At 47.6% G+C, this 17,944-nt stretch carries 15 protein-coding genes; 11 read left to right on the forward strand and 4 right to left on the reverse strand.

All coding sequences use genetic code 11. The features are described 5' to 3' along the window. The first annotated feature begins 15 nt into the window (after window positions 1–15). The 3 genes from AC3WTJ_RS05460 to AC3WTJ_RS05470 are packed head-to-tail and all read left to right on the forward strand — an operon-like array spanning window position 16 to window position 4,672. The gene (locus tag AC3WTJ_RS05460; protein WP_492520918.1) at window positions 16–2,295 is read left to right on the forward strand and encodes a helix-turn-helix domain-containing protein; all 2,280 of its coding nucleotides are present in this window, start codon (window positions 16–18) and stop codon (window positions 2,293–2,295) included. Continuing rightward, on the forward strand, window positions 2,292–3,239 hold the full coding sequence (locus tag AC3WTJ_RS05465; protein WP_492520919.1) for an ABC transporter permease: 948 nt from the start codon (window positions 2,292–2,294) through the stop codon (window positions 3,237–3,239). Before AC3WTJ_RS05460 ends, AC3WTJ_RS05465 begins: the two co-directional genes overlap by 4 nt. A 47-nt stretch (window positions 3,240–3,286) precedes the next feature. After that, entirely contained in the window at window positions 3,287–4,672 is a 1,386-nt protein-coding gene (locus tag AC3WTJ_RS05470; protein WP_492520920.1) for a sulfatase family protein, read from the forward strand. Window positions 4,673–4,910: 238 nt separating this feature from the next. Here the strand turns inward: AC3WTJ_RS05470 and AC3WTJ_RS05475 are convergent, their stop codons facing one another. The 4 genes from AC3WTJ_RS05475 to AC3WTJ_RS05490 form a co-directional block, all read right to left on the reverse strand. Then, the gene (locus AC3WTJ_RS05475; RefSeq protein WP_492520921.1) at window positions 4,911–5,936 is read right to left on the reverse strand and encodes an ABC transporter substrate-binding protein; all 1,026 of its coding nucleotides are present in this window, start codon (window positions 5,934–5,936) and stop codon (window positions 4,911–4,913) included. Between the two features lie 131 nt (window positions 5,937–6,067). Beyond that, window positions 6,068–7,024 carry a TIGR03943 family putative permease subunit gene (locus tag AC3WTJ_RS05480; RefSeq protein ID WP_492520922.1) on the reverse strand — a complete coding sequence of 319 codons (957 nt, stop codon included), beginning with the start codon at window positions 7,022–7,024 and terminating at the stop codon, window positions 6,068–6,070. 26 nt (window positions 7,025–7,050) lie between these two features. Further along, window positions 7,051–8,064 (reverse strand): permease, encoded by a 1,014-nt coding sequence (locus AC3WTJ_RS05485; protein ID WP_492520923.1) that lies wholly within the window; start codon window positions 8,062–8,064, stop codon window positions 7,051–7,053. Window positions 8,065–8,083: 19 nt separating this feature from the next. Beyond that, the gene (locus tag AC3WTJ_RS05490) at window positions 8,084–9,103 is read right to left on the reverse strand and encodes a CobW family GTP-binding protein (protein WP_492520924.1); all 1,020 of its coding nucleotides are present in this window, start codon (window positions 9,101–9,103) and stop codon (window positions 8,084–8,086) included. A gap of 290 nt (window positions 9,104–9,393) precedes the next feature. On the opposite strand from AC3WTJ_RS05490, the gene AC3WTJ_RS05495 reads away from it, so the two are divergent. The 8 genes from AC3WTJ_RS05495 to AC3WTJ_RS05530 all read left to right on the forward strand — a co-directional run bounded on the left by AC3WTJ_RS05495 (window position 9,394) and on the right by AC3WTJ_RS05530 (window position 17,941). After that, a complete protein-coding gene (locus AC3WTJ_RS05495) occupies window positions 9,394–10,101 on the forward strand; it encodes a metal ABC transporter ATP-binding protein (protein ID WP_492520925.1) in 708 nt (235 codons plus the stop codon). Beyond that, the gene (locus AC3WTJ_RS05500) at window positions 10,047–10,934 is read left to right on the forward strand and encodes a metal ABC transporter permease (protein ID WP_492520926.1); all 888 of its coding nucleotides are present in this window, start codon (window positions 10,047–10,049) and stop codon (window positions 10,932–10,934) included. The genes AC3WTJ_RS05495 and AC3WTJ_RS05500 overlap by 55 nt, the downstream gene beginning before the upstream one ends. Window positions 10,935–10,973: 39 nt before the next feature. Next, window positions 10,974–11,942 (forward strand): metal ABC transporter substrate-binding protein, encoded by a 969-nt coding sequence (locus tag AC3WTJ_RS05505; protein WP_492520927.1) that lies wholly within the window; start codon window positions 10,974–10,976, stop codon window positions 11,940–11,942. Window positions 11,943–11,955: 13 nt separating this feature from the next. Continuing rightward, window positions 11,956–13,206, forward strand: coding sequence for a GTP-binding protein (locus tag AC3WTJ_RS05510; protein ID WP_492520928.1), 1,251 nt, complete (start codon window positions 11,956–11,958; stop codon window positions 13,204–13,206). 389 nt (window positions 13,207–13,595) lie between these two features. Then, a complete protein-coding gene (locus AC3WTJ_RS05515; protein WP_492520986.1) occupies window positions 13,596–15,149 on the forward strand; it encodes an ABC transporter substrate-binding protein in 1,554 nt (517 codons plus the stop codon). Next, on the forward strand, window positions 15,137–16,165 hold the full coding sequence (locus AC3WTJ_RS05520; protein WP_492520929.1) for an ABC transporter permease: 1,029 nt from the start codon (window positions 15,137–15,139) through the stop codon (window positions 16,163–16,165). Before AC3WTJ_RS05515 ends, AC3WTJ_RS05520 begins: the two co-directional genes overlap by 13 nt. Next, window positions 16,162–16,989, forward strand: a complete 828-nt coding sequence (locus AC3WTJ_RS05525; RefSeq protein ID WP_492520930.1) for an ABC transporter permease — start codon at window positions 16,162–16,164, stop codon at window positions 16,987–16,989. Before AC3WTJ_RS05520 ends, AC3WTJ_RS05525 begins: the two co-directional genes overlap by 4 nt. 34 nt (window positions 16,990–17,023) lie before the next feature. Next, a complete protein-coding gene (locus tag AC3WTJ_RS05530) occupies window positions 17,024–17,941 on the forward strand; it encodes an ABC transporter ATP-binding protein (protein ID WP_492520931.1) in 918 nt (305 codons plus the stop codon). Window positions 17,942–17,944 lie beyond the last annotated feature (3 nt).

Genomic DNA, 17,944 nt, shown 5'->3' on the forward strand with positions numbered 1-17,944 from the left:
GAGAGGGGACAGTCTATGTTTAATAAAATGCTCGTATCCTATATGACTATCATAGTGATCCTCATTTTGGCGGTCGGTTCGTCGTACCTGATGATTGTATCCCACGATATCAAATCTGAGCTTGCGCGTTCGTCTCAGAACGATATCTCGGGGATAATGAAGCATGCCGAATCATTGATTGAGAATATCGAGCAGCTGTCGCTGCAAGTTTCTCTTAAGCCAGGAGTCAATGAGGCGTTAACGAATCCATATCCTTTTTCCATTTTGCAATATGGAGCATTAAAGAATCAGTTGAAAGACGAAGTGAATTCCAACAATCTCTTATATTCCATCTATTTGTATTTTCGCCTTAACAACCGGATTCTCACGACGAATGAGGGCATCTATGCCCTGGATCAATTTTTTGATAAGCAAATCATTACGACAAACTTTGAAGCCGGCAACAGCAAAGGTTATCAGATGCGCAGTCTGAAGGATACATCACCTTCGGAGCCGGTTGATCTGCTTACCTTTCACAGGCTGGTACCTTTGACAGCCAAAGAACCTCTTGGGGAACTCATTCTGAATGTGAAGCGTCAGGCGTTCTTCGATGCCTTGTTTCGTTATGCGAATGTGGATAGCAGCAAAATGATGATCATGGACAGCGAAAGTTATACCATTCTTTCAGAAAATAGTGCCAACAGCAAAGCACTTACGAGGTCTTTACAATCGTTGAATGCGGGACATTCACTGACCGATTCCTCAGGGATGGTGCAAGTACAGGGGGAAGAGGAGACCTATTTCCTCAGCTATGCAAGGTCTGATACGACCCCATGGATGGTTGCAGAACGCATTCCCTACTCGGTTTACCAAGCTGCCTGGAAAAGTAAGGTGCATGCTGCAACTCAGGTGGCGGCAGTCATTATTTTGATCAGCATAGCGCTTGCATGCCTCTATAGTATTCGCTTCACCAGACCATGGAAAAACATGGTGAGGGACTATGTCGAACAGCAGGCGGGGCACCCGGGGAACATGGTGAAAAAGGATGAAAGCCAGCTGATCGCCGAGGCGATCCGGGAGCTCGTATCAGAAAACCGCTATATCAAACAAACCTTGGAGCAGAGTAAACCGATCATTCGGTTCCGGTTGATCTATGACATTTTAACCAATCGGGTGTTCGAAACCTCGGTGATGGCGAATCGACTTCAGCATCTTGGCATTGTATTCCCCCATTCCTATTACGCTGCCATTATTGTGCGAGCAGACATGCAGCCATTGGAGGATCAGGAAGACTACAACGATATCCGCTTGCTGCTGTTCAGCACCATCGAGAAGGAACTGAGGAGGCGCTTGTTTGTTGTCGGCACCATACTTGAAAATCATCAGTTCGGGTTTATTTTAAATGCGCCTGTTGCTACTTACATGACCCAGCTAAAACTGGAATTGGATGCCTGCTGTCAGGCAGCGAACCGGATCGGGCAGGAGGAATTCGGAATTACCCTGCAGATTGCCCTAGGGGGCATTTATTCGTCAATGAACAGTTTGAACAAGTCCTACCACGAGGCCAAACGTGCGCTGCACAATACGGCTTGGAATTACCAAACCGATTGTGTCTTTTTCGAAGATACGGCAGATTCCAGAAAATGGAGTTATCCACTGGCTATTCAGAAGGAGCTGCTGCGTCGTCTTAAGTCGGTAGACAGAGAGTCAGCCAAGTTGTCTCTCGACGAACTGTTCGACCGTTATATGGTCGGCAAATCCTATACCCGAGATGAAGTGCAAGACACGATCACCTTGATGATGGGAGCGATTGTACAAGAGCTGTATGAGGATGGTTATTCGCTGGATAAGGTCCATTTACGGTTCCAATCCGTCAGTGAATGCGAACATATTGGTCAAGTGAAGGAGTTGTTCTATGGCTATATCACCGACATCATGAACCTGCTTGAACAGTTCCAGGATAATAAGATGAGCAATGCCTACATCAGCAAGGCAATTGACTATATGCAGTCCTATTACGATCGGATCGAATCCATCGCGGATATTGCCGATCATGTCGGTGTCAGCTCCAGCTACTTAAGCCGAATGTTCCGTGCGGAGACCGGGAAAGCACCGCTTGATTACTTGACCAGGCTGCGCATTGATAAAAGCAAGGAGCTGCTATTCGTAGGCAATTGCCAATACTCGTTGCAGGAAATTTGTGGTCAGATCGGCTACCACGATGTGCAGAGCTTCATCCGATTTTTCAAAAAATGGGAAAAAATTACTCCGGGTGAATATCGCAAACTTCAGTTAGAAAAAGGAGGTGCCATATGAACAATCAAGCGAGCCATCCAAAGCCTTCTGTTTTAGGTACAAAAGCAGCGCCTTCCAGCTCTTTTATTCGCAAGCTGCTGAAGTATAGATATTATTACGCGTTGCTGCTGCCGGGCCTTATTTATTTTATTGCATTCAAGTATATTCCGATGGGCGGCGTTATTATTGCCTTTAAAGACTATAAGCTAACGCAGGGGGTAATTGGCAGCCCTTGGGTGGGGCTAAAGTGGTTCCGTATTCTTTGGTCAACAGGGGATTTCTGGAATGCGCTCTACAATACGTTACTCATAAGTTTTTATAAGCTGATTTTCGGTTTTCCTGCGCCAATTGCTCTTGCCGTTTTGCTGAATGAGGTCATTCATCGCAGATTCAAAAGGATCATTCAGAGCATTTTGTATTTCCCGCACTTTTTATCGTGGATTGTTCTGGGAGGCATCTTGTTTGCTATTCTATCGCCGGGAACAGGCTTGATATCGTGGTTAGGGTTCAGCAGCTCCCCGCTTATGCAGCCGGAGTCGTTCCGCTCATTACTCGTCGTATCCCATATTTGGAAGGAAGTGGGCTGGGGGACGGTCATTTATTTGGCGGCAATTGCAGGAATTAATCCGGAAATGTATGAGGCGGCACGCATGGATGGTGCCAATCGCTTCCGGTTAATCAGGCACGTGACGCTTCCGGCGATATCGGGGACGATCGTGATTATGCTGATACTCCGAACAGGACAGATTTTGTCGGCAGGCTTCGATCAGGTCTTTATTTTATCTAACGATGTCGTGCTTCATGTTGCGGATATTTTGGATACATATGTCTATCGTGTCGGGCTCAGTTTGGGGCGGTTTTCGATTGCGACTGCTGCAGGACTTTTTCAGTCCTTGGCCGGTTTGCTGCTGCTGTTGTTTACCAACTGGCTGGCGCGCCGATTCAGCGATCAAGGATTATGGTAGATGGCAAGAGAATATAGTTAGGGATCAGATGAAGGAGGCGTGATGTTATGGGAGAAAAGGGAGCCGTACGTCCGAACGTTATCGTATTTTTTACCGATCAACAAAGATGGGATACCACAGGGGTGCATGGCAATCCACTGGGGCTTACCCCGAATTTCGACCGAATGGCGGTCGAAGGCACGCATGTGTATCATTCGATCACCTGCCAACCGGTATGCGGCCCCGCTCGATCCTGCCTGCAAACCGGCAAGTATGCAACGTCTACAGGCTGTTACCGCAACGGGATTCCGCTGCCTGCTGAAAGCAAAACGTTAGCCCATTATTTCCGTGATTCAGGATACCATACGGGGTATATTGGCAAATGGCATTTGGCTGGTACAGAACCTGTACCTGAGGAACAAAGGGGTGGCTACGAGCATTGGTTAGCCTCTAATGTGTTGGAATTTTCCTCCGATGCGTACGATACGATCATGTACAATAATGATAATGAACCCGTTAACCTGCCGGGTTACCGAGCGGATGCTTTAACGGATGCTGCGATCCAATTTGTACATAAGGAGCAGAAACGGAACCGTCAGGAAAAGACGGAAGATCCGTTCTTCCTATTCGTGTCCTATATCGAGCCTCATCACCAAAATCATCTGGACAATTATCCGGCTCCAATCGGGTATGAAGATCAATATAGCGGACGTTGGATACCGCCGGATCTCGCTGCTCTCGGTGGAACTGCCCATCAGCACTTGGGCGGTTACTATGGGATGGTCAAGCGGTTGGATGAAGCGCTTGGCCGCCTGATTGATGCATTGCGGAGCCTTCAGCTGCTAGATAATACGATCGTGTTGTTTACATCCGATCATGGTTGTCATTTTAAGACACGTAATTCTGAATACAAGCGTTCCTGCCATGATAGCTCGATTCGGGTTCCAACGGCTTTGATAGGGCCAGGATTTCAGGCAGGAGGTAGAATTCAAGAGCTGGTTAGCTTGTTGGATCTGCCAGCTACCTTACTGGATGCTGCTGGCATTCCTGTACCGGAAAGCATGCAGGGGCGTTCCATCTTGCCTTTGGCGCAAAAGAAAAGTGTGGATTGGCCGAAGGAAGTGTTTTTGCAAATCAGTGAATCCGAAGTAGGTCGGGCAATACGGACGAACCGGTGGAAATACAGCGTTCATGCGCCGGACAAAAATGCTTGGAATGATGCGTCGTCGGATGTGTATGAGGAGCAGTTCTTATACGATCTTCATGCGGATCCGCATGAGTTGAGCAATCTCATCGGCGTGGAAAGCTACGCAGCCATTACGGCTGAACTGAGAGAGCGACTCCTTGCCCGCCTCGTTGAAGCAGGTGAAGAGGAGCCGGTGATACGCCCTGCCAAAGCCAGAAAGCTGGAGCAGAGAAGGATCTCGGTTGCGGAAGTAAGAGTGCCGCTATAAAAAAAGATTTCTTCATGTATATTTAAATGAATTCGGGGAATACTAGCTTTTATTGCGTGAAAAGCGGAAAAGAAAGAAAACCTGTTTACCGGATAATGTTCGCTTAGAAAAATGATATCCAAATTGGAATAGAAAATTGTATGAAGTATTGCCTGCAGCATGGTTAAATTCTACTGCCACATCAAACGCAACAAAAAAAGAAGCTGGGATCTGTGATCCGGCTTCTTTTTTCATGTTCTTACTTTTTAAGAAAATACTTTTCCAGGTCATCAAGCAGTAAGTTAGCCGCTTTAATGCCACCGGCTGTATTCCAAATGGCGTCGCTAACTTGTTGCACATGGCCTTTTTTAACTACATCTAAATTTTTCCATAGAGGGTCGTTAAGCCACTCTTGCTCAATTCTGCTGCCTTCACCTTTATCATTCTCATAAGTGAAATAGAAAAGCACGTCGCCGTTCATATCCGGAATTCGCTCTTTTTGCACATCATCTGCGAATTTTTCTTGATCTTGCGGTGCTGGACGCTGGAAGCCAAGCTTTTTCAAGACAACGCCAGAGAATGTATCTTTCATATAAATCCGAACTTTACCCGGCATGAAGCGAACGATGGATACTTTGGTGTTGAGTTTGTCCCCAGCTTTTTGTTTGAAAGCCGTAATGCGATTCTCGAAATCACCGATGATTTTATCGCCTTCAGCCTTTTTGTTCAAAGCTTCGGCGTACACACGATAGTTAATTTGCCAGTCGCCCATAAGCTTTTCGGAAAATACAGTTGGAGCGATAGCGTATAGTTGTTGATAGACCTTCTCTTGGCGCAATTTATTGCCGATGATGAGATCCGGTTTGAGGGAAGCAATCAATTCCAAATTGGGCTGATTCTCGTCTCCTACGACCGTAACACCTTGCATGTCAGCCTTAATATGCTCATACCAGTCACCTGTACTTGTAAAAGATTTTACAGCGCCAACAGGTTTGATACCTAGGCTTAAAACGGCCTCTGTTCCTTCGTTCGTCAGAACGACGATCTTCTTAGGTGTTCCTGGTATTTTCGTTTCACCCATGGCGTGCTTTACGGTGTATTCTGCAGAGCTGCTCGGTTGTGCTGACGGTGAAGGTGCAGGCGAATTGCTTGCTGCTGCCTTATCTGCCGTCTGGGATGTTGGTGCTTGTTGACCGCAACCTGCCACAATGAGCACACATGCTGTGATAAGGATTAGCGCCATACTCCTGAAATTGCGGATCATCTGGACATTTCTTCGTAACATTGATCTCTGTACCCCCTGATGAAGATGAATATTATGAGAATGATTATCATTTTCGTGTCTAATTCTATGCATTATGGGGCAGATTGTCAAGGTACAATTGGTGAATTTGGCTTGACGGATCAGGAGATCAATCATTGAAGCTCCTTGAGTGGTTCAAAATTAGGATAAACATACGGCGAGCTGGGCGCCGGGATCTTATCAATTTGCGTGGCCTTGATGATGAAAATATCATTACCATTGTAGCTGCCATTTTGAACAGTTCCCGTGACCTTGACCCACATGTCTTTGGGGTAAGCCGCCGCAGTAGGGAAGTCAATCATAACGCCGTAAGGAGTCGCATCCGCGGAACAACAGCTAACCGCAAAGCGGCCAACGACAAACTGGTTGCTGGCCATATTGTCTTCCCGATAAACGAAGCCGGTGAGTTCAATTTTTTTACCGATAAAATTGTTTTTGAATAAGTCGATTGAAGAGAGGATCTCCATATAAATTTCCGGTTTCACGACGATGGTATCCTTTTTATAAAGGATCATGCCGATTTTGGAAAAGTCTTCGTCCCATTCCTTATCCGCTTGAAATAATTTCTGTAAGTCCGCATCCGTGTTTGCGGGAGCCGGCATTTCCGTGCTCGGCATGGAGGGAGCCGCTGCAGGGGCTGGATCCGTCGCTGTTGTCGCTGTCTCTGTCGTTGCAGTCGTCGTAAGACTCGATTTGGAAGCGGAGAGATTCATCCCTTTGGCAGCGACCATCGTACTGCTCAATGCCGTATCCGGCAGCCCAAAGCCGATGAACAACGGTATTATCAAAAGCCCGTACGCCAGCGTATTCCGTAAAACGGAGCGGGAAACGGGCTGTTCGCATTCACAGGTGACAGGCTTCCCCCAGTAGGCACGTAAGGCCATGTAGCCTTGAAAACAGGCAATGATGTACAGGACAACAGAAGCCATTTTCACATAGATCATCATGCGCGGCGCAATGTAATAAGTAAGGGCATCCGATCTGGAAAGGACAACAATATAGCTTGAGAATCCCAACAAAATCGCTGTGCGTAAGAAATAATGAAAACTGATGATGCGAGCTTGACTCAAATTTTATTCCTCCTCGGAAGCTAATTTTATAAGAAGTGCTGGGCGAGCAGCGAGCAGCTGAGAACCGTAATGACAATCAAAATTGAAAGCAGGAGCACAAATTTAGATTTAAAAATGGAAAGCAGCATGAGCGTGCTTTTGAAATCCAACATGGGCCCAAATACCATGAAGGTTAGTAGAGATCCGGACGTAAACGAAGTCTGAAAAGAGGAAGCGACGAAGGCATCCGAGGTCGAGCATAGCGAAAGAATGTAGGCAAAACCCATCATAAACACATGGGAACTGATTGGACCCTGACCTATTGCAAGGAGGCTTTCGCGCTGCATAAAGATTTGAATCAGAGCTGTAAGCAGGGAACCGAAGATCAAATATTTGCCCATTTCGAAAAATTCATCAGAGGCATGCACGAAAAAGGTGTTTATTTTGCTTGCGAAGCCTCCCCCTTGATGCGAATGCCCCTCCCAATCAGCTTGATTTGAGAAGTTAGCTCGGCTGTTGCGCAGGGGATTGCTTTTGACAAATCGATAGAGGATGAGGCCGATGATTACAGCGGCGGCAAAAGCTAGTCCTATGCGGGAATAGGCTATAGCAGGGTGATTTCGGAAAGCCATGAAGGTGGCTGCAAACACAATCGGGTTAATAATGGGACCGGTCAGGATGAAAACAACGGCTATGTAAACAGGCATTCCTTTGAGAATAAGCCTTCGTACGACAGGAATCATACCGCATTCGCACATGGGGAAAAGGATACCCAACAAGCAGGCAAACAAAATGCCGAGGATAGGGTTCTTTGGAATAAAGCGGCGAATTGTTTGTTCGGATACAAAGGTTTGAAGCAGCGATGAAAGCAATACACCTACCAATATGAAAGGGAGGGCTTCTAACAGGATACTTATAAATATAGTTTTAAATGCTTGCATAGACTCCGTTTGCAGGATTTCCGGCAGCGAGACATCTTTGTTCCAAAAGATGAGGACGAGAAGGAGGAAGATGAGGGCGGTCATGAGATGCATACTCGTGCGAAATAGGGTGTTCGGCATTAGAAAAGGCTCCTTCCTGTTATCTCGTTTGAGAGTCATTCAGCCGTTTTTTCCAGTCATCTTCTAGCAATTGTACGTCCAAATCAAGCCCTATGAGAACCAGATAAGGAGCTTCTTGATACGCAGCAGGTTGCCAAGTCGTACGTTTGCCTGCAAATTGCAGCAGGAAAGCTTCGCGCTTGGTGCCAATTCGTAAATAGCCTTTGGCGCGAAGCAGCGATTTTCCCCATTTTCCCAAATAATGTTCCACAAGACTTTGAGTGACCACAACATCATGTCCAATTGAAATGGCGAGTGTTTGAACACGTGAGAAAGAAACGGTGTGCTTGGAAGCTGTCCGCGGTTCTTGTACAGCTTTGACTACGCGCATGTTTATACTTTTACTCAAAGTAGGTGTGGCCCGGGGTTGCGATTGTCTGGATGGGAGGCTGCCAAAAAGCTTGTCTACATCCAGTTGACTGAATGTCGTAGGCAGCAACAAGGCTTGACTGTTGAATTTGCGAACCGTTTTCTCGATAGACTTCAGCTGCTTGTCTGAAATGAGATCGATTTTGTTCAGTAGAAGAAGGTCGGCAACTTCGATCTGTCTTCTAAGCGTATGGACGAGATCGCGGTCTGAAGCAAAAATGCTGTTGTAATCAAGCACATGCTCGGCGTCAAGAACCGTGATGGCCGTGTGCAGTTTTACATGAGGCAGCAGGGCAGGTTCTGTTAAAGCATCGACGATTTCTTCGGGGTTAGCGACACCGGTTAACTCGATGAGAATGACATCAGGCTTACGTGCTACTAGTTGTTTGAGCGAATCTTGGATATCGCTTTTTTTGGTGCAGCAAATGCAGCCATCCAGCAGTTTAGCTAGAGGAAGGTGTGGAGAAATGTCCAACAGCAGATGCCCATCGACATCCTGTTTCCCTAATTCATTCATTAGAACCGCTGGCATTAGTTGATAGGCGGCAGCTTCTCGGAGCATGCGAAGAAGTAGCGTCGTCTTGCCGCTGCCTAGAAATCCACTTAATATGATCACGGGCACTTTATTCATAAGGAGATTCCCTTCTCTTTTAAATGTAATATTTACGAATTAGATTGTAGTACAAATAAGGGATAGCTGCAAGATAAGCTTTTAAAATGAAAGAAAATGAAAGGGCAAGAAAATAGGCATCTGTTGATTTCGGTGTTGACAACGTCTTTTTATCAGGCTATATTTGTCGATGTAATAGTAATAATTACGATTTAATGATTTGGTTGCCATCACTATTACATGTATAAGCAGGTTCATCTTTTTTTATTAATGTTTATTCGTAATTTTTACACGTAAGGAGGATTACACCTATGTTAGTGGCTTCTTTGAAAGCGGTGGAGTTCGGATATAACGATATTCCCTGCATACAAGATGCGAATGTCGAGATTCAATCCGGTGAGTTTGTTGCGGTTACGGGCCCCAATGGCGCAGCGAAGTCAACCTTGCTTAAGCTCATGTTGGGCTTGCTTGAGCCATGGAAGGGGAGAGTATTCCTGTCATCAGCGAATGAAGAGGGCAGGAGGCTGAGAGTGGGCTATGTATCGCAGCAAATCTCGGCGTTTAATAGCGGATTCCCAAGCACAATCCTGGAGTTTGTCCGTTCAGGCAGATACGCGAGCGGCTCCTGGTTCAGGAAGCTGTTGAAAGAAGACGATCGCTTGACGGAGATTGCGCTGCGGCAGGTGGGCATGTGGGATTTGCGGAAGCGTAAAATAGGGGAACTCTCCGGCGGACAGAAGCAGCGGATCTGCATCGCCAGAGCTCTCGCTCAGGAGCCGGATTTGCTTGTGCTAGATGAGCCTACGACAGGGATGGATAAAGATAGCCGCTGCGGGTTCTATCAGCTTATGCATCATCAAGTCAAAGTTCACGGACGCACAGTCATTATGGTGACGCATAATCTTGAAGAAGCAGCCCCTTATCTCAATCGAATCATTGAACTGGAAAGAAAGGAGGACGGCGGATGGAAATGCTGCACTACGACTTCATGCAGCGGGCATTTTGTGCCGGTGGGTTAATCGCGATCATAGGTTCCATTCTCGGAGTGTATCTGATGCTTCGAAGACAAGCGCTCATGGCGGATATGCTCTCGCATGTCTCCTTGGCGGGTGTAGCCGGAGGTGCTTACTTGCATATCAATCCTACTTTATCCGGATTCGTTGTGGCAACTTTGGGGGCAATCGCTGTTGAATATGTAAGAAGGTCCTATAAATCCTATAGTGAGATTTCAGTTGCGATTATTATGGTTGGCGGCTTGTCTTCCGCTGTCATCATCATGAGCCTTAATCCAAGTGTAAATAAGGGCTTTTCCGCCTATTTATTCGGTTCCGTCGTTGCCGTCAATGAAGTAGAGCTGCTGCTCATGTTCCTTGTTGCCATCATAGGCGGTCTTTTCTTCTTGGTATTTCGCCGGCCGTTGTATCAAATTACATTCGATGAAGATACCGCGAAAACGAATGGATTGCCGGTAAGGTGGATTTCCCTTGGCTTTAGTGTTTTGACGGGCATGATCGTGGCCGCTGCCATGCCGATTGTCGGCGTGCTCCTCGTATCCGCGCTCATTATACTTCCGGCGGCATTAGCAATCCGGATTGCGCCCAGCTTTGTTTCATCCCTTTTTATCGCTATGGGGATCGGCTTGGTCGGTGTTTTTTCAGGCCTTACAGCTTCCTATGAATTAAGCACGCCGCCTGGCGGAACCATTGCGATTGTTTTATTAATCGTCTTAATCACTGGCTTAAGCATCAAAAAGTTAATCATCAAGTTCAGCAAAGTCAACAGCCGAAAAAGTCTTCAAGCCGAACAAGCGGCATTCAGCGCTCTGCTTCCATCTTCACAGGAGTCTGCTTGATGCCTATCATTTCATATCTATTTGGAGGAATTAACGACAATGAAAAATTCATGGATGGCAAAATCACTCGTATTCACTGCTTTATCAACACTCGTTTTATCAGGCTGCGCAGCCCAGTCCTCAGTCACCGGGAAACTTAACGTCGTCACCACCTTTTATCCGATGTATGAATTTACCAAGCAGGTAGCTGGGGAGCATGCGGACGTCATCGCTTTGATACCCGCTGGTACAGAGCCGCATGATTGGGAGCCGAGCGCCAAAGATATGAAGAAAGTGAGCGATGCCGATGTGTTCGTGTTCAACGGGATCGTCGAAGGTTGGGCCGAACAGGCGCTTGCGAGCGCAGGAAATTCGAAGCGGGTTGTTGTGGAAGCCAGCCGAGGCATCGCGTTGATGGAAGGGCTGCCGGAAGAAGAAGATGAACACAAAGATGAACACAAGGACGAACACAAGGACGAACACAAGGAGTCTGCTGACGGTAAAATCCTAGATCCGCATGTGTGGCTAAGCCCTGCCCTCGCTCAAAAAGAAGTGGAGTCCATTGTGGTTGGGTTGACCCAAGCGGATCCTGCGCACAAAGAGGATTATCGGAGGAATGCCGATGCTTTTATCGCGAAGCTCAAAGCCTTGGATGAGTCATTCCGTACGGGTCTCAACAATGTGAAACAGAAAGATTTCGTGACACAGCACGCTGCATTTGGTTATTTGGCCAAAGAATATGGTTTGACGCAGGTGCCAATCGCGGGACTCTCGCCGGAAGAAGAGCCATCACCGGCTAAAATGGCCGAAATCATTGATTTTGCCAAACAAAATCAAGTCAAAACGATTTTCTTTGAAACATTGGTCGATCCGAAAGTGGCCCAGACGATTTCCAAAGAAATCAATGCGAAAACGGATGTGTTGAATCCATTAGAGGGCTTGACGGACGAAGATAAGAAGCAAAATTTGGATTACATCGCGATAATGACCAAAAACCTGGAAGCACTTAAGAAAGCTTTGAATGAATAGGAGATGAATGAACATGACAGAACATAAAACGGATCATAAAGAAGAGCATAAAACAGATCATAAAATACCAGTTACGGTTTTGAGCGGGTACTTGGGAGCCGGTAAGACCACTTTGTTGAATCATGTTTTACATAATCGGGATGGCTTGAAAGTTGCAGTTATTGTCAACGATTTAAGCGAAGTCAATATCGATGCCGGGCTTATTCGTGAGGGGAATGGGCTGTCTCGGACGAATGAGAGTCTAGTTGAAATGTCCAATGGGTGCATTTGCTGCACGTTGCGTGACGATTTGCTGAGGGAAGTGGAACGGCTTGCCAAAGATCAAACATTTGACTATATCCTGATTGAGTCAACCGGTGTCGGCGAACCGCTGCCAGTGGCTCAAACCTTTACCTATATTGATGAGGAACAGGGCATAGATCTTTCCCGGTTTTGTCGGTTGGACAGCATGGTGACGGTTGTAGATGCTTACCGGTTCTGGAAGGACTATTCTTCAGGCGAAACGCTGCTGGAACGGAGTCAAGCCGTTGGGGAGGATGACACAAGAGAAGTGGTGGATCTTCTGATCGATCAAATCGAATTCTGTGATGTGCTCATTATGAATAAATGCGACATGCTGGAGGAAGAGGAGCTGGATGGGCTGGAAGGCGTTCTTCGTTTGCTGCAGCCAAGAGCCAGGTTTATTCGCTCTGTTCATGGGCAGGTGGCGCCAGCGGACATTCTGAATACCCATCTTTTTGATTTTGAAGCGGCTAGTACGTCCGCAGGCTGGATGAAAGAGTTAGCGAAGGAAACGCATACTCCCGAAACCGAGGAATATGGGATTTCTTCCTTCGTATACGAAAGGGCGCGGCCCTTCGAGCCTTCGCGGCTGATGAGCTGGATGGCAGATTGGCCAGCAGAGATCGTAAGAGCCAAAGGGATCATGTGGCTCGCTACCCGGAACGATCATGCCCAGAATTTGAGCCAAGCGGGCCCATCTATTCGGTTTGGACCTGCTGGGTATTGGATAGCTGCGCTTCCGGAAGAGGAAAGAGACGCTATTCTTGAGGAGGAAGCAGACCAGATCCCGCATTGGGATGCTACTTACGGGGACCGAATCAATAAGGTCGTGTTCATCGGGATAGAAATGGATCGGGCACATATTACGGCTTCGCTGGATGGTTGTTTATTGACCGATGAGGAGATGCTCAGCGATTGGCGTCAATTTGATGATCGCCTGCCAAATACAGTGACGGAATTCGAGGATGCTAGGGAAGCGTAGTTGTGAAGGGAACTAGGGTCCGCTATTTCAGTGAAAAAGCACCAGTGCCACGGGGAGTGGGAACTACGTTCCGCTATTTGGCCGATTTCTGCTGAAAATCGCGCCTTGGAGGACGAATAAGAGCCTGTAGTTCCGCTCGAATAAGAAACTGCTCGTATTCCTCCAAAATAAAGGACTCAAGTTCCCTTATGCTACGAATTTAACCGAATTCGGGCTCAGTTTTGGGGGAAGGTTGAAATTCGTACGTGATTTCGATGAAATGAATAATGACTAGCCGTCATTTTTGTGCTACTATTTCAATTAATCGTGCCACTGCACACGTGAACATTGAAAGAGGTGGAATGAAAATGAAACATCGACTAGTCATTTTTTTGATTTTGATGGTCACCATGAGTTGGATTAGCGGCTGTATTGTGGAGAAGCCAAAGCCGACGGCAGATGCAAGCAAGAAAGAGCTCGTTCTAGCTATTGGCGGAGAGCCGGATGCCGGTTTTGATCCAACAACGGGGTGGGGCCGATACGGTTCGCCGCTTTTCCAAAGTACGCTGCTTAAGCGTGACAGCAATTTGAATATTACAAATGATCTGGCTACGGGTTATGAGATTAGCCCGGATGGCTTGAGCTGGACCGTGAAGCTGCGCAAGGATGTCAAGTTCAGCGATGGTCAACCGTTAACGTCAGCTGATGTCGTATATACCTATCAAACCGCTGCGTCGAGCGGATCTGCCATTGATCTGAGCAATGTCAAACGTGTAGAAGCTCCTGACGAAACAACGGTCAAGTTCACACTGAAAGAACCGCAATCGACATTTACGCAGATGCTTGTTGCAACTGGCATTGTCCCCAAGCATGCCCATGGCAAGGATTACGCCAACAAACCGATTGGCTCGGGTCCTTATAAATGGGTCCAATGGGATAAAGGGCAGCAGCTGATTGTCGAATTGAACCAAGATTACTATGGGAAAAAGCCGTTTTTCGAAAAAATCACCTTCCTTTTCCTAGGGGAGGATGCCGCTTTTGCAGCAGCCAAAGCCGGAACGGTGGATATGGCGGCGATTCCTGCGGCTTTTAGCAAGCAAACCGTGAGCGGTATGGAGTTACAATCAGCAGCAACCGTGGACAATCGAGGCATCATGTTTCCTTATGTGAAATCCGGAGAGAAAACGAAAGACGGTTACCCGATCGGCAACGACGTCACTGCGGATGTAGCGATTCGTAAGGCAATTAATCTAGCGATCGATAGAAAAGCGTTGGTTCAAGGCGTTCTAGAAGGCCACGGCACTCCCGCCTACACGTTAAATGATGGACTTCCTTGGTTTAATCCTGAAGCGGTTTTTGCTGACGCGGATATGAATGCAGCGAAGAAAATGCTCGCAGATAACGGTTGGAAAGACACCGACAATGACGGCATTGTTGAAAAAGGAACACTGAAAGCAGTGATCAATCTGCTTTATCCTGCCAGTGATGTCACGCGTCAATCGCTCGCCATTGCATCGGCAGATATGCTAAAGCCTCTGGGCATTCAAGTAAAAGCCGAAGGTAAAAGCTGGGATGATCTGGAGAAACAAATGCACGCGAACCCTGTTCTTTTTGGATGGGGAAGTCAGGATCCCTTGGAGATGTATAACGTTTACAGCAGTAAATATGGTGGAGTGGACTATTATAATCCGGGATACTACAGTAACTCGAAGGTTGAAGGATATATGAGTCAGGCTTTAAAAGCAACGAACGAAAAAGAGGCATGGAGCTTTTGGAAAAAGGCGCAGTGGGATGGAGAAACCGGATTAAGCGCGTTAGGCGATGCCCCCTGGGCATGGTTGATTAATCTGGATCATCTGTACTTGGTGAGAACAGGACTTGATATCGGCAAGCAAAAAATCCATCCGCACGGACATGGCTGGCCGGTAACGGATAACATCGAGGAATGGCAATGGAAGTCCTAAAGCGGGAATCCTCTAACTTGACAAGGGTCAGCCGGATGCTGGCTCCCTTCCTTTTACGAAAAGGACTGGGGTTGATCCTGCTGTTGCTTGCTGTGAGTGCTGTCTCTTTTCTGCTCGTTCACTTCTCACCCATTGATCCAGTTCAGGCTTATGTCGGTGCCGATATGATGAAGGTAAGCGCTGAACAGAGAGAGATGATCATGCAGTACTGGGGACTCAATGAACCGCCGGTAACACGGTATTGGAACTGGCTGTGCGCTGTGGCAAGAGGTGATTTAGGAACGTCAATGATCTACCGGAGTCCTGTCCTCGAAGTGATTGGCGAACGATTCGCTGCTTCTCTTGCTTTGATGGGGATTGCTTGGGTTCTATCCGGGATTATCGGATTTGTTTCCGGTGTTCTAGCTGCTATGAATCCCAATACTTGGATCGATCGGCTGATTCGCTGGTATTGTTACACGCTATCCTCGACGCCTACTTTTTGGATTGGCTTGCTGTTTATGCTCGTTTTTGCGGTATGGTTGGGATGGCTGCCTGTCGGCCTGGCTGTTCCTGCCGGGGTTACTTCCGAGGATGTCAACCTGCTCGATCGTATCCGCCATGTGCTGCTTCCGGCATTGACACTCAGTGTAACCGGAGTAGCAGCAATCGCTTTGCATACGCGAGAAAAACTTATTGATATTACAAACAAAGACTATTGGATATTTGCAAGAGCGAGAGGGGAGCGGGGTTTTCAAATTTTTTGGAGACATGGGCTTCGGAATGTGGCTTTACCCGCAATCACGCTGCAATTTGCTTCATTTAGTGAGCTGTTTGGCGGAGCGGTTCTTGCTGAGCAGGTATTTTCATATCCCGGGCTCGGGCAGGCGGCGGTGGAGGCAGGGCTCCGAGGTGATGTTCCGCTTTTGCTAGGTATTGTTTTGTTCAGCGCTGTGTTCGTGTATGCAGGAAATGCAATGGCTGATATGAGTTATCGCCTGATTGATCCCAGAATGAAAGAAGGCGGTAAACCATGAGATGGCTGCATGATCGTCATAAGCTTGCGTTAACTTCGGTTGCTGCTGTGCTCGTCTTATTTACCATTTTCGCTATGTCTGTAGGGATGGATTCCTCAGGCTTGTCTACTAGCTTGGCTGAGCGTAATTTCGCGCCGTCAGTCGCGCATCCTTTTGGGACGGACTGGTTAGGAAGAGATATGTTAACACGCACGATCAAAGGATTGGCGCTTAGCCTTAGGGTCGGTGTTGTTGCTGGAGCTTCAAGCGTCATCATAGCGGGGATTATGGGGCTTGCGGCAGCCGTTATGGGAAAAACCGTGAATCGACTAGTGGGCTGGCTGACGGACTTATTTCTCAGCGTCCCTCATCTTGTAACACTCCTCTTGATTGCTTTTGTTGTAGGTGGAGGGGCTAAAGGCATTATCATAGGTGTCGCACTAACGCATTGGCCCGCTTTAACTAGGGTTATACGTGCTGAGGTGATGCAGATCCGCTTCGCACCGTATGTTTCCATCTCGCGTAATTTCGGAAAATCCAGTTGGTGGATTGCGACAAGGCATATCATCCCGCACCTGCTGCCCCAGCTTTTGGTCGGGCTTATTCTCATCGTTCCGCATGCCATTTTGCATGAAGCAGCCGTTACCTTCATAGGGATGGGACTTTCCCCGCATGAGCCGGCGATTGGGATTATTTTATCCGAATCTATGAGGTATTTATCGTCCGGCATGTGGTGGCTGGCGTTGTTCCCTGGCTTGTGCTTGCTTCTGTTGGTTCGGGCTTTTGCCATGTTGGGAGAGAATTTGAAGACGTCGGTAGACCCCAGACGCGCACATGAGCATTAAACATTTTAAGCTTGGAAAAGAGGGATTCAGTTTTATGTTGGAGGTTAGTGAACTATCGATCAGCTTTAATACGTTAGATCGCCACTTTCGCCCTAAAAAAACGGAAGCCATGCATAAATTGGAGCTTTCGATCGATGCAGGAGAAATTCTAGCCGTCGTAGGTTCCAGCGGTTCCGGCAAAAGTTTGCTAGCTCACGCCATTTTGGGCATTCTTCCCGGGAATGCGCAAGTTACGGGGACAATTCGCTTTAAAGGAGAGAAACTGACTGCTGAAAGGCAGGAGGTTTTGCGTGGGAAAGAAATCGCGCTTATCCCTCAGTCTGTGCAGTATTTGGATCCCTTAATGCGTGTTGGTGATCAAGTGAGACAAGCGGTTCGGCGAGGAAATCCGGCCGAGCTTCAGCGGAAAGCTTTTAGCAAGTATAGCTTATCGGACTTTATCGCCAAACTGTTTCCCTTCCAACTTTCCGGAGGAATGGCGCGAAAAGTTCTCGTCTCAACCGCTACTGTAAGCGGAGCTCAGTTGTTGATTGCGGATGAGCCTACGCCAGGCTTGGATGCGCCTTCTATGAGTGAGACCTTAAGCCGATTCAAGCAGTTGGCTCAGGAAGGTTGTGCGGTCATGTTAATCACACATGATATTGAAGCGGCTTTAACGGTAGCCGATCGGATTGCTGTGTTGTATGCCGGGACCGTAGTTGAAATTGCCCCCCGCAGCGATTTCACAGGGGAAGGGCAGAGGCTGCGGCATCCGTATACGCAAGCGTTATGGGGAGCGCTCCCGGGCAACGGATTTATTTCTTTGCCCGGGGCTCAACCGCTGCCGGATGCTTTGCCGACAGGGTGCGTTTTTGCTCCACGTTGTTCTATGGCCACCTCGGAATGTGAACAGCAGGCTCCTGAGTCGCGCACGGTAAGAAGCGGAAAGGTTAGGTGCATACATAGTGCTTGAGGG

The organism is Paenibacillus sp. FW101-FHT12H11, from assembly GCF_058790355.1.

Excerpts from the sequence above, each read along its gene's own strand:
- AC3WTJ_RS05460 (WP_492520918.1), top strand. The coding sequence starts at position 16 with ATGTTTAATAAAATGCTCGTATCCTATATGACTATCATAGTGATCCTC.
- AC3WTJ_RS05465 (WP_492520919.1), top strand. The coding sequence starts at position 2,292 with ATGAACAATCAAGCGAGCCATCCAAAGCCTTCTGTTTTAGGTACAAAA.
- AC3WTJ_RS05470 (WP_492520920.1), top strand. The coding sequence starts at position 3,287 with ATGGGAGAAAAGGGAGCCGTACGTCCGAACGTTATCGTATTTTTTACC.
- AC3WTJ_RS05475 (WP_492520921.1), bottom strand. The coding sequence starts at position 5,936 with ATGTTACGAAGAAATGTCCAGATGATCCGCAATTTCAGGAGTATGGCG.
- AC3WTJ_RS05485 (WP_492520923.1), bottom strand. The coding sequence starts at position 8,064 with ATGCCGAACACCCTATTTCGCACGAGTATGCATCTCATGACCGCCCTC.
- AC3WTJ_RS05490 (WP_492520924.1), bottom strand. The coding sequence starts at position 9,103 with ATGAATAAAGTGCCCGTGATCATATTAAGTGGATTTCTAGGCAGCGGC.
- AC3WTJ_RS05495 (WP_492520925.1), top strand. The coding sequence starts at position 9,394 with ATGTTAGTGGCTTCTTTGAAAGCGGTGGAGTTCGGATATAACGATATT.
- AC3WTJ_RS05500 (WP_492520926.1), top strand. The coding sequence starts at position 10,047 with ATGGAAATGCTGCACTACGACTTCATGCAGCGGGCATTTTGTGCCGGT.
- AC3WTJ_RS05505 (WP_492520927.1), top strand. The coding sequence starts at position 10,974 with ATGAAAAATTCATGGATGGCAAAATCACTCGTATTCACTGCTTTATCA.
- AC3WTJ_RS05510 (WP_492520928.1), top strand. The coding sequence starts at position 11,956 with ATGACAGAACATAAAACGGATCATAAAGAAGAGCATAAAACAGATCAT.
- AC3WTJ_RS05515 (WP_492520986.1), top strand. The coding sequence starts at position 13,596 with ATGAGTTGGATTAGCGGCTGTATTGTGGAGAAGCCAAAGCCGACGGCA.
- AC3WTJ_RS05520 (WP_492520929.1), top strand. The coding sequence starts at position 15,137 with ATGGAAGTCCTAAAGCGGGAATCCTCTAACTTGACAAGGGTCAGCCGG.
- AC3WTJ_RS05525 (WP_492520930.1), top strand. The coding sequence starts at position 16,162 with ATGAGATGGCTGCATGATCGTCATAAGCTTGCGTTAACTTCGGTTGCT.
- AC3WTJ_RS05530 (WP_492520931.1), top strand. The coding sequence starts at position 17,024 with ATGTTGGAGGTTAGTGAACTATCGATCAGCTTTAATACGTTAGATCGC.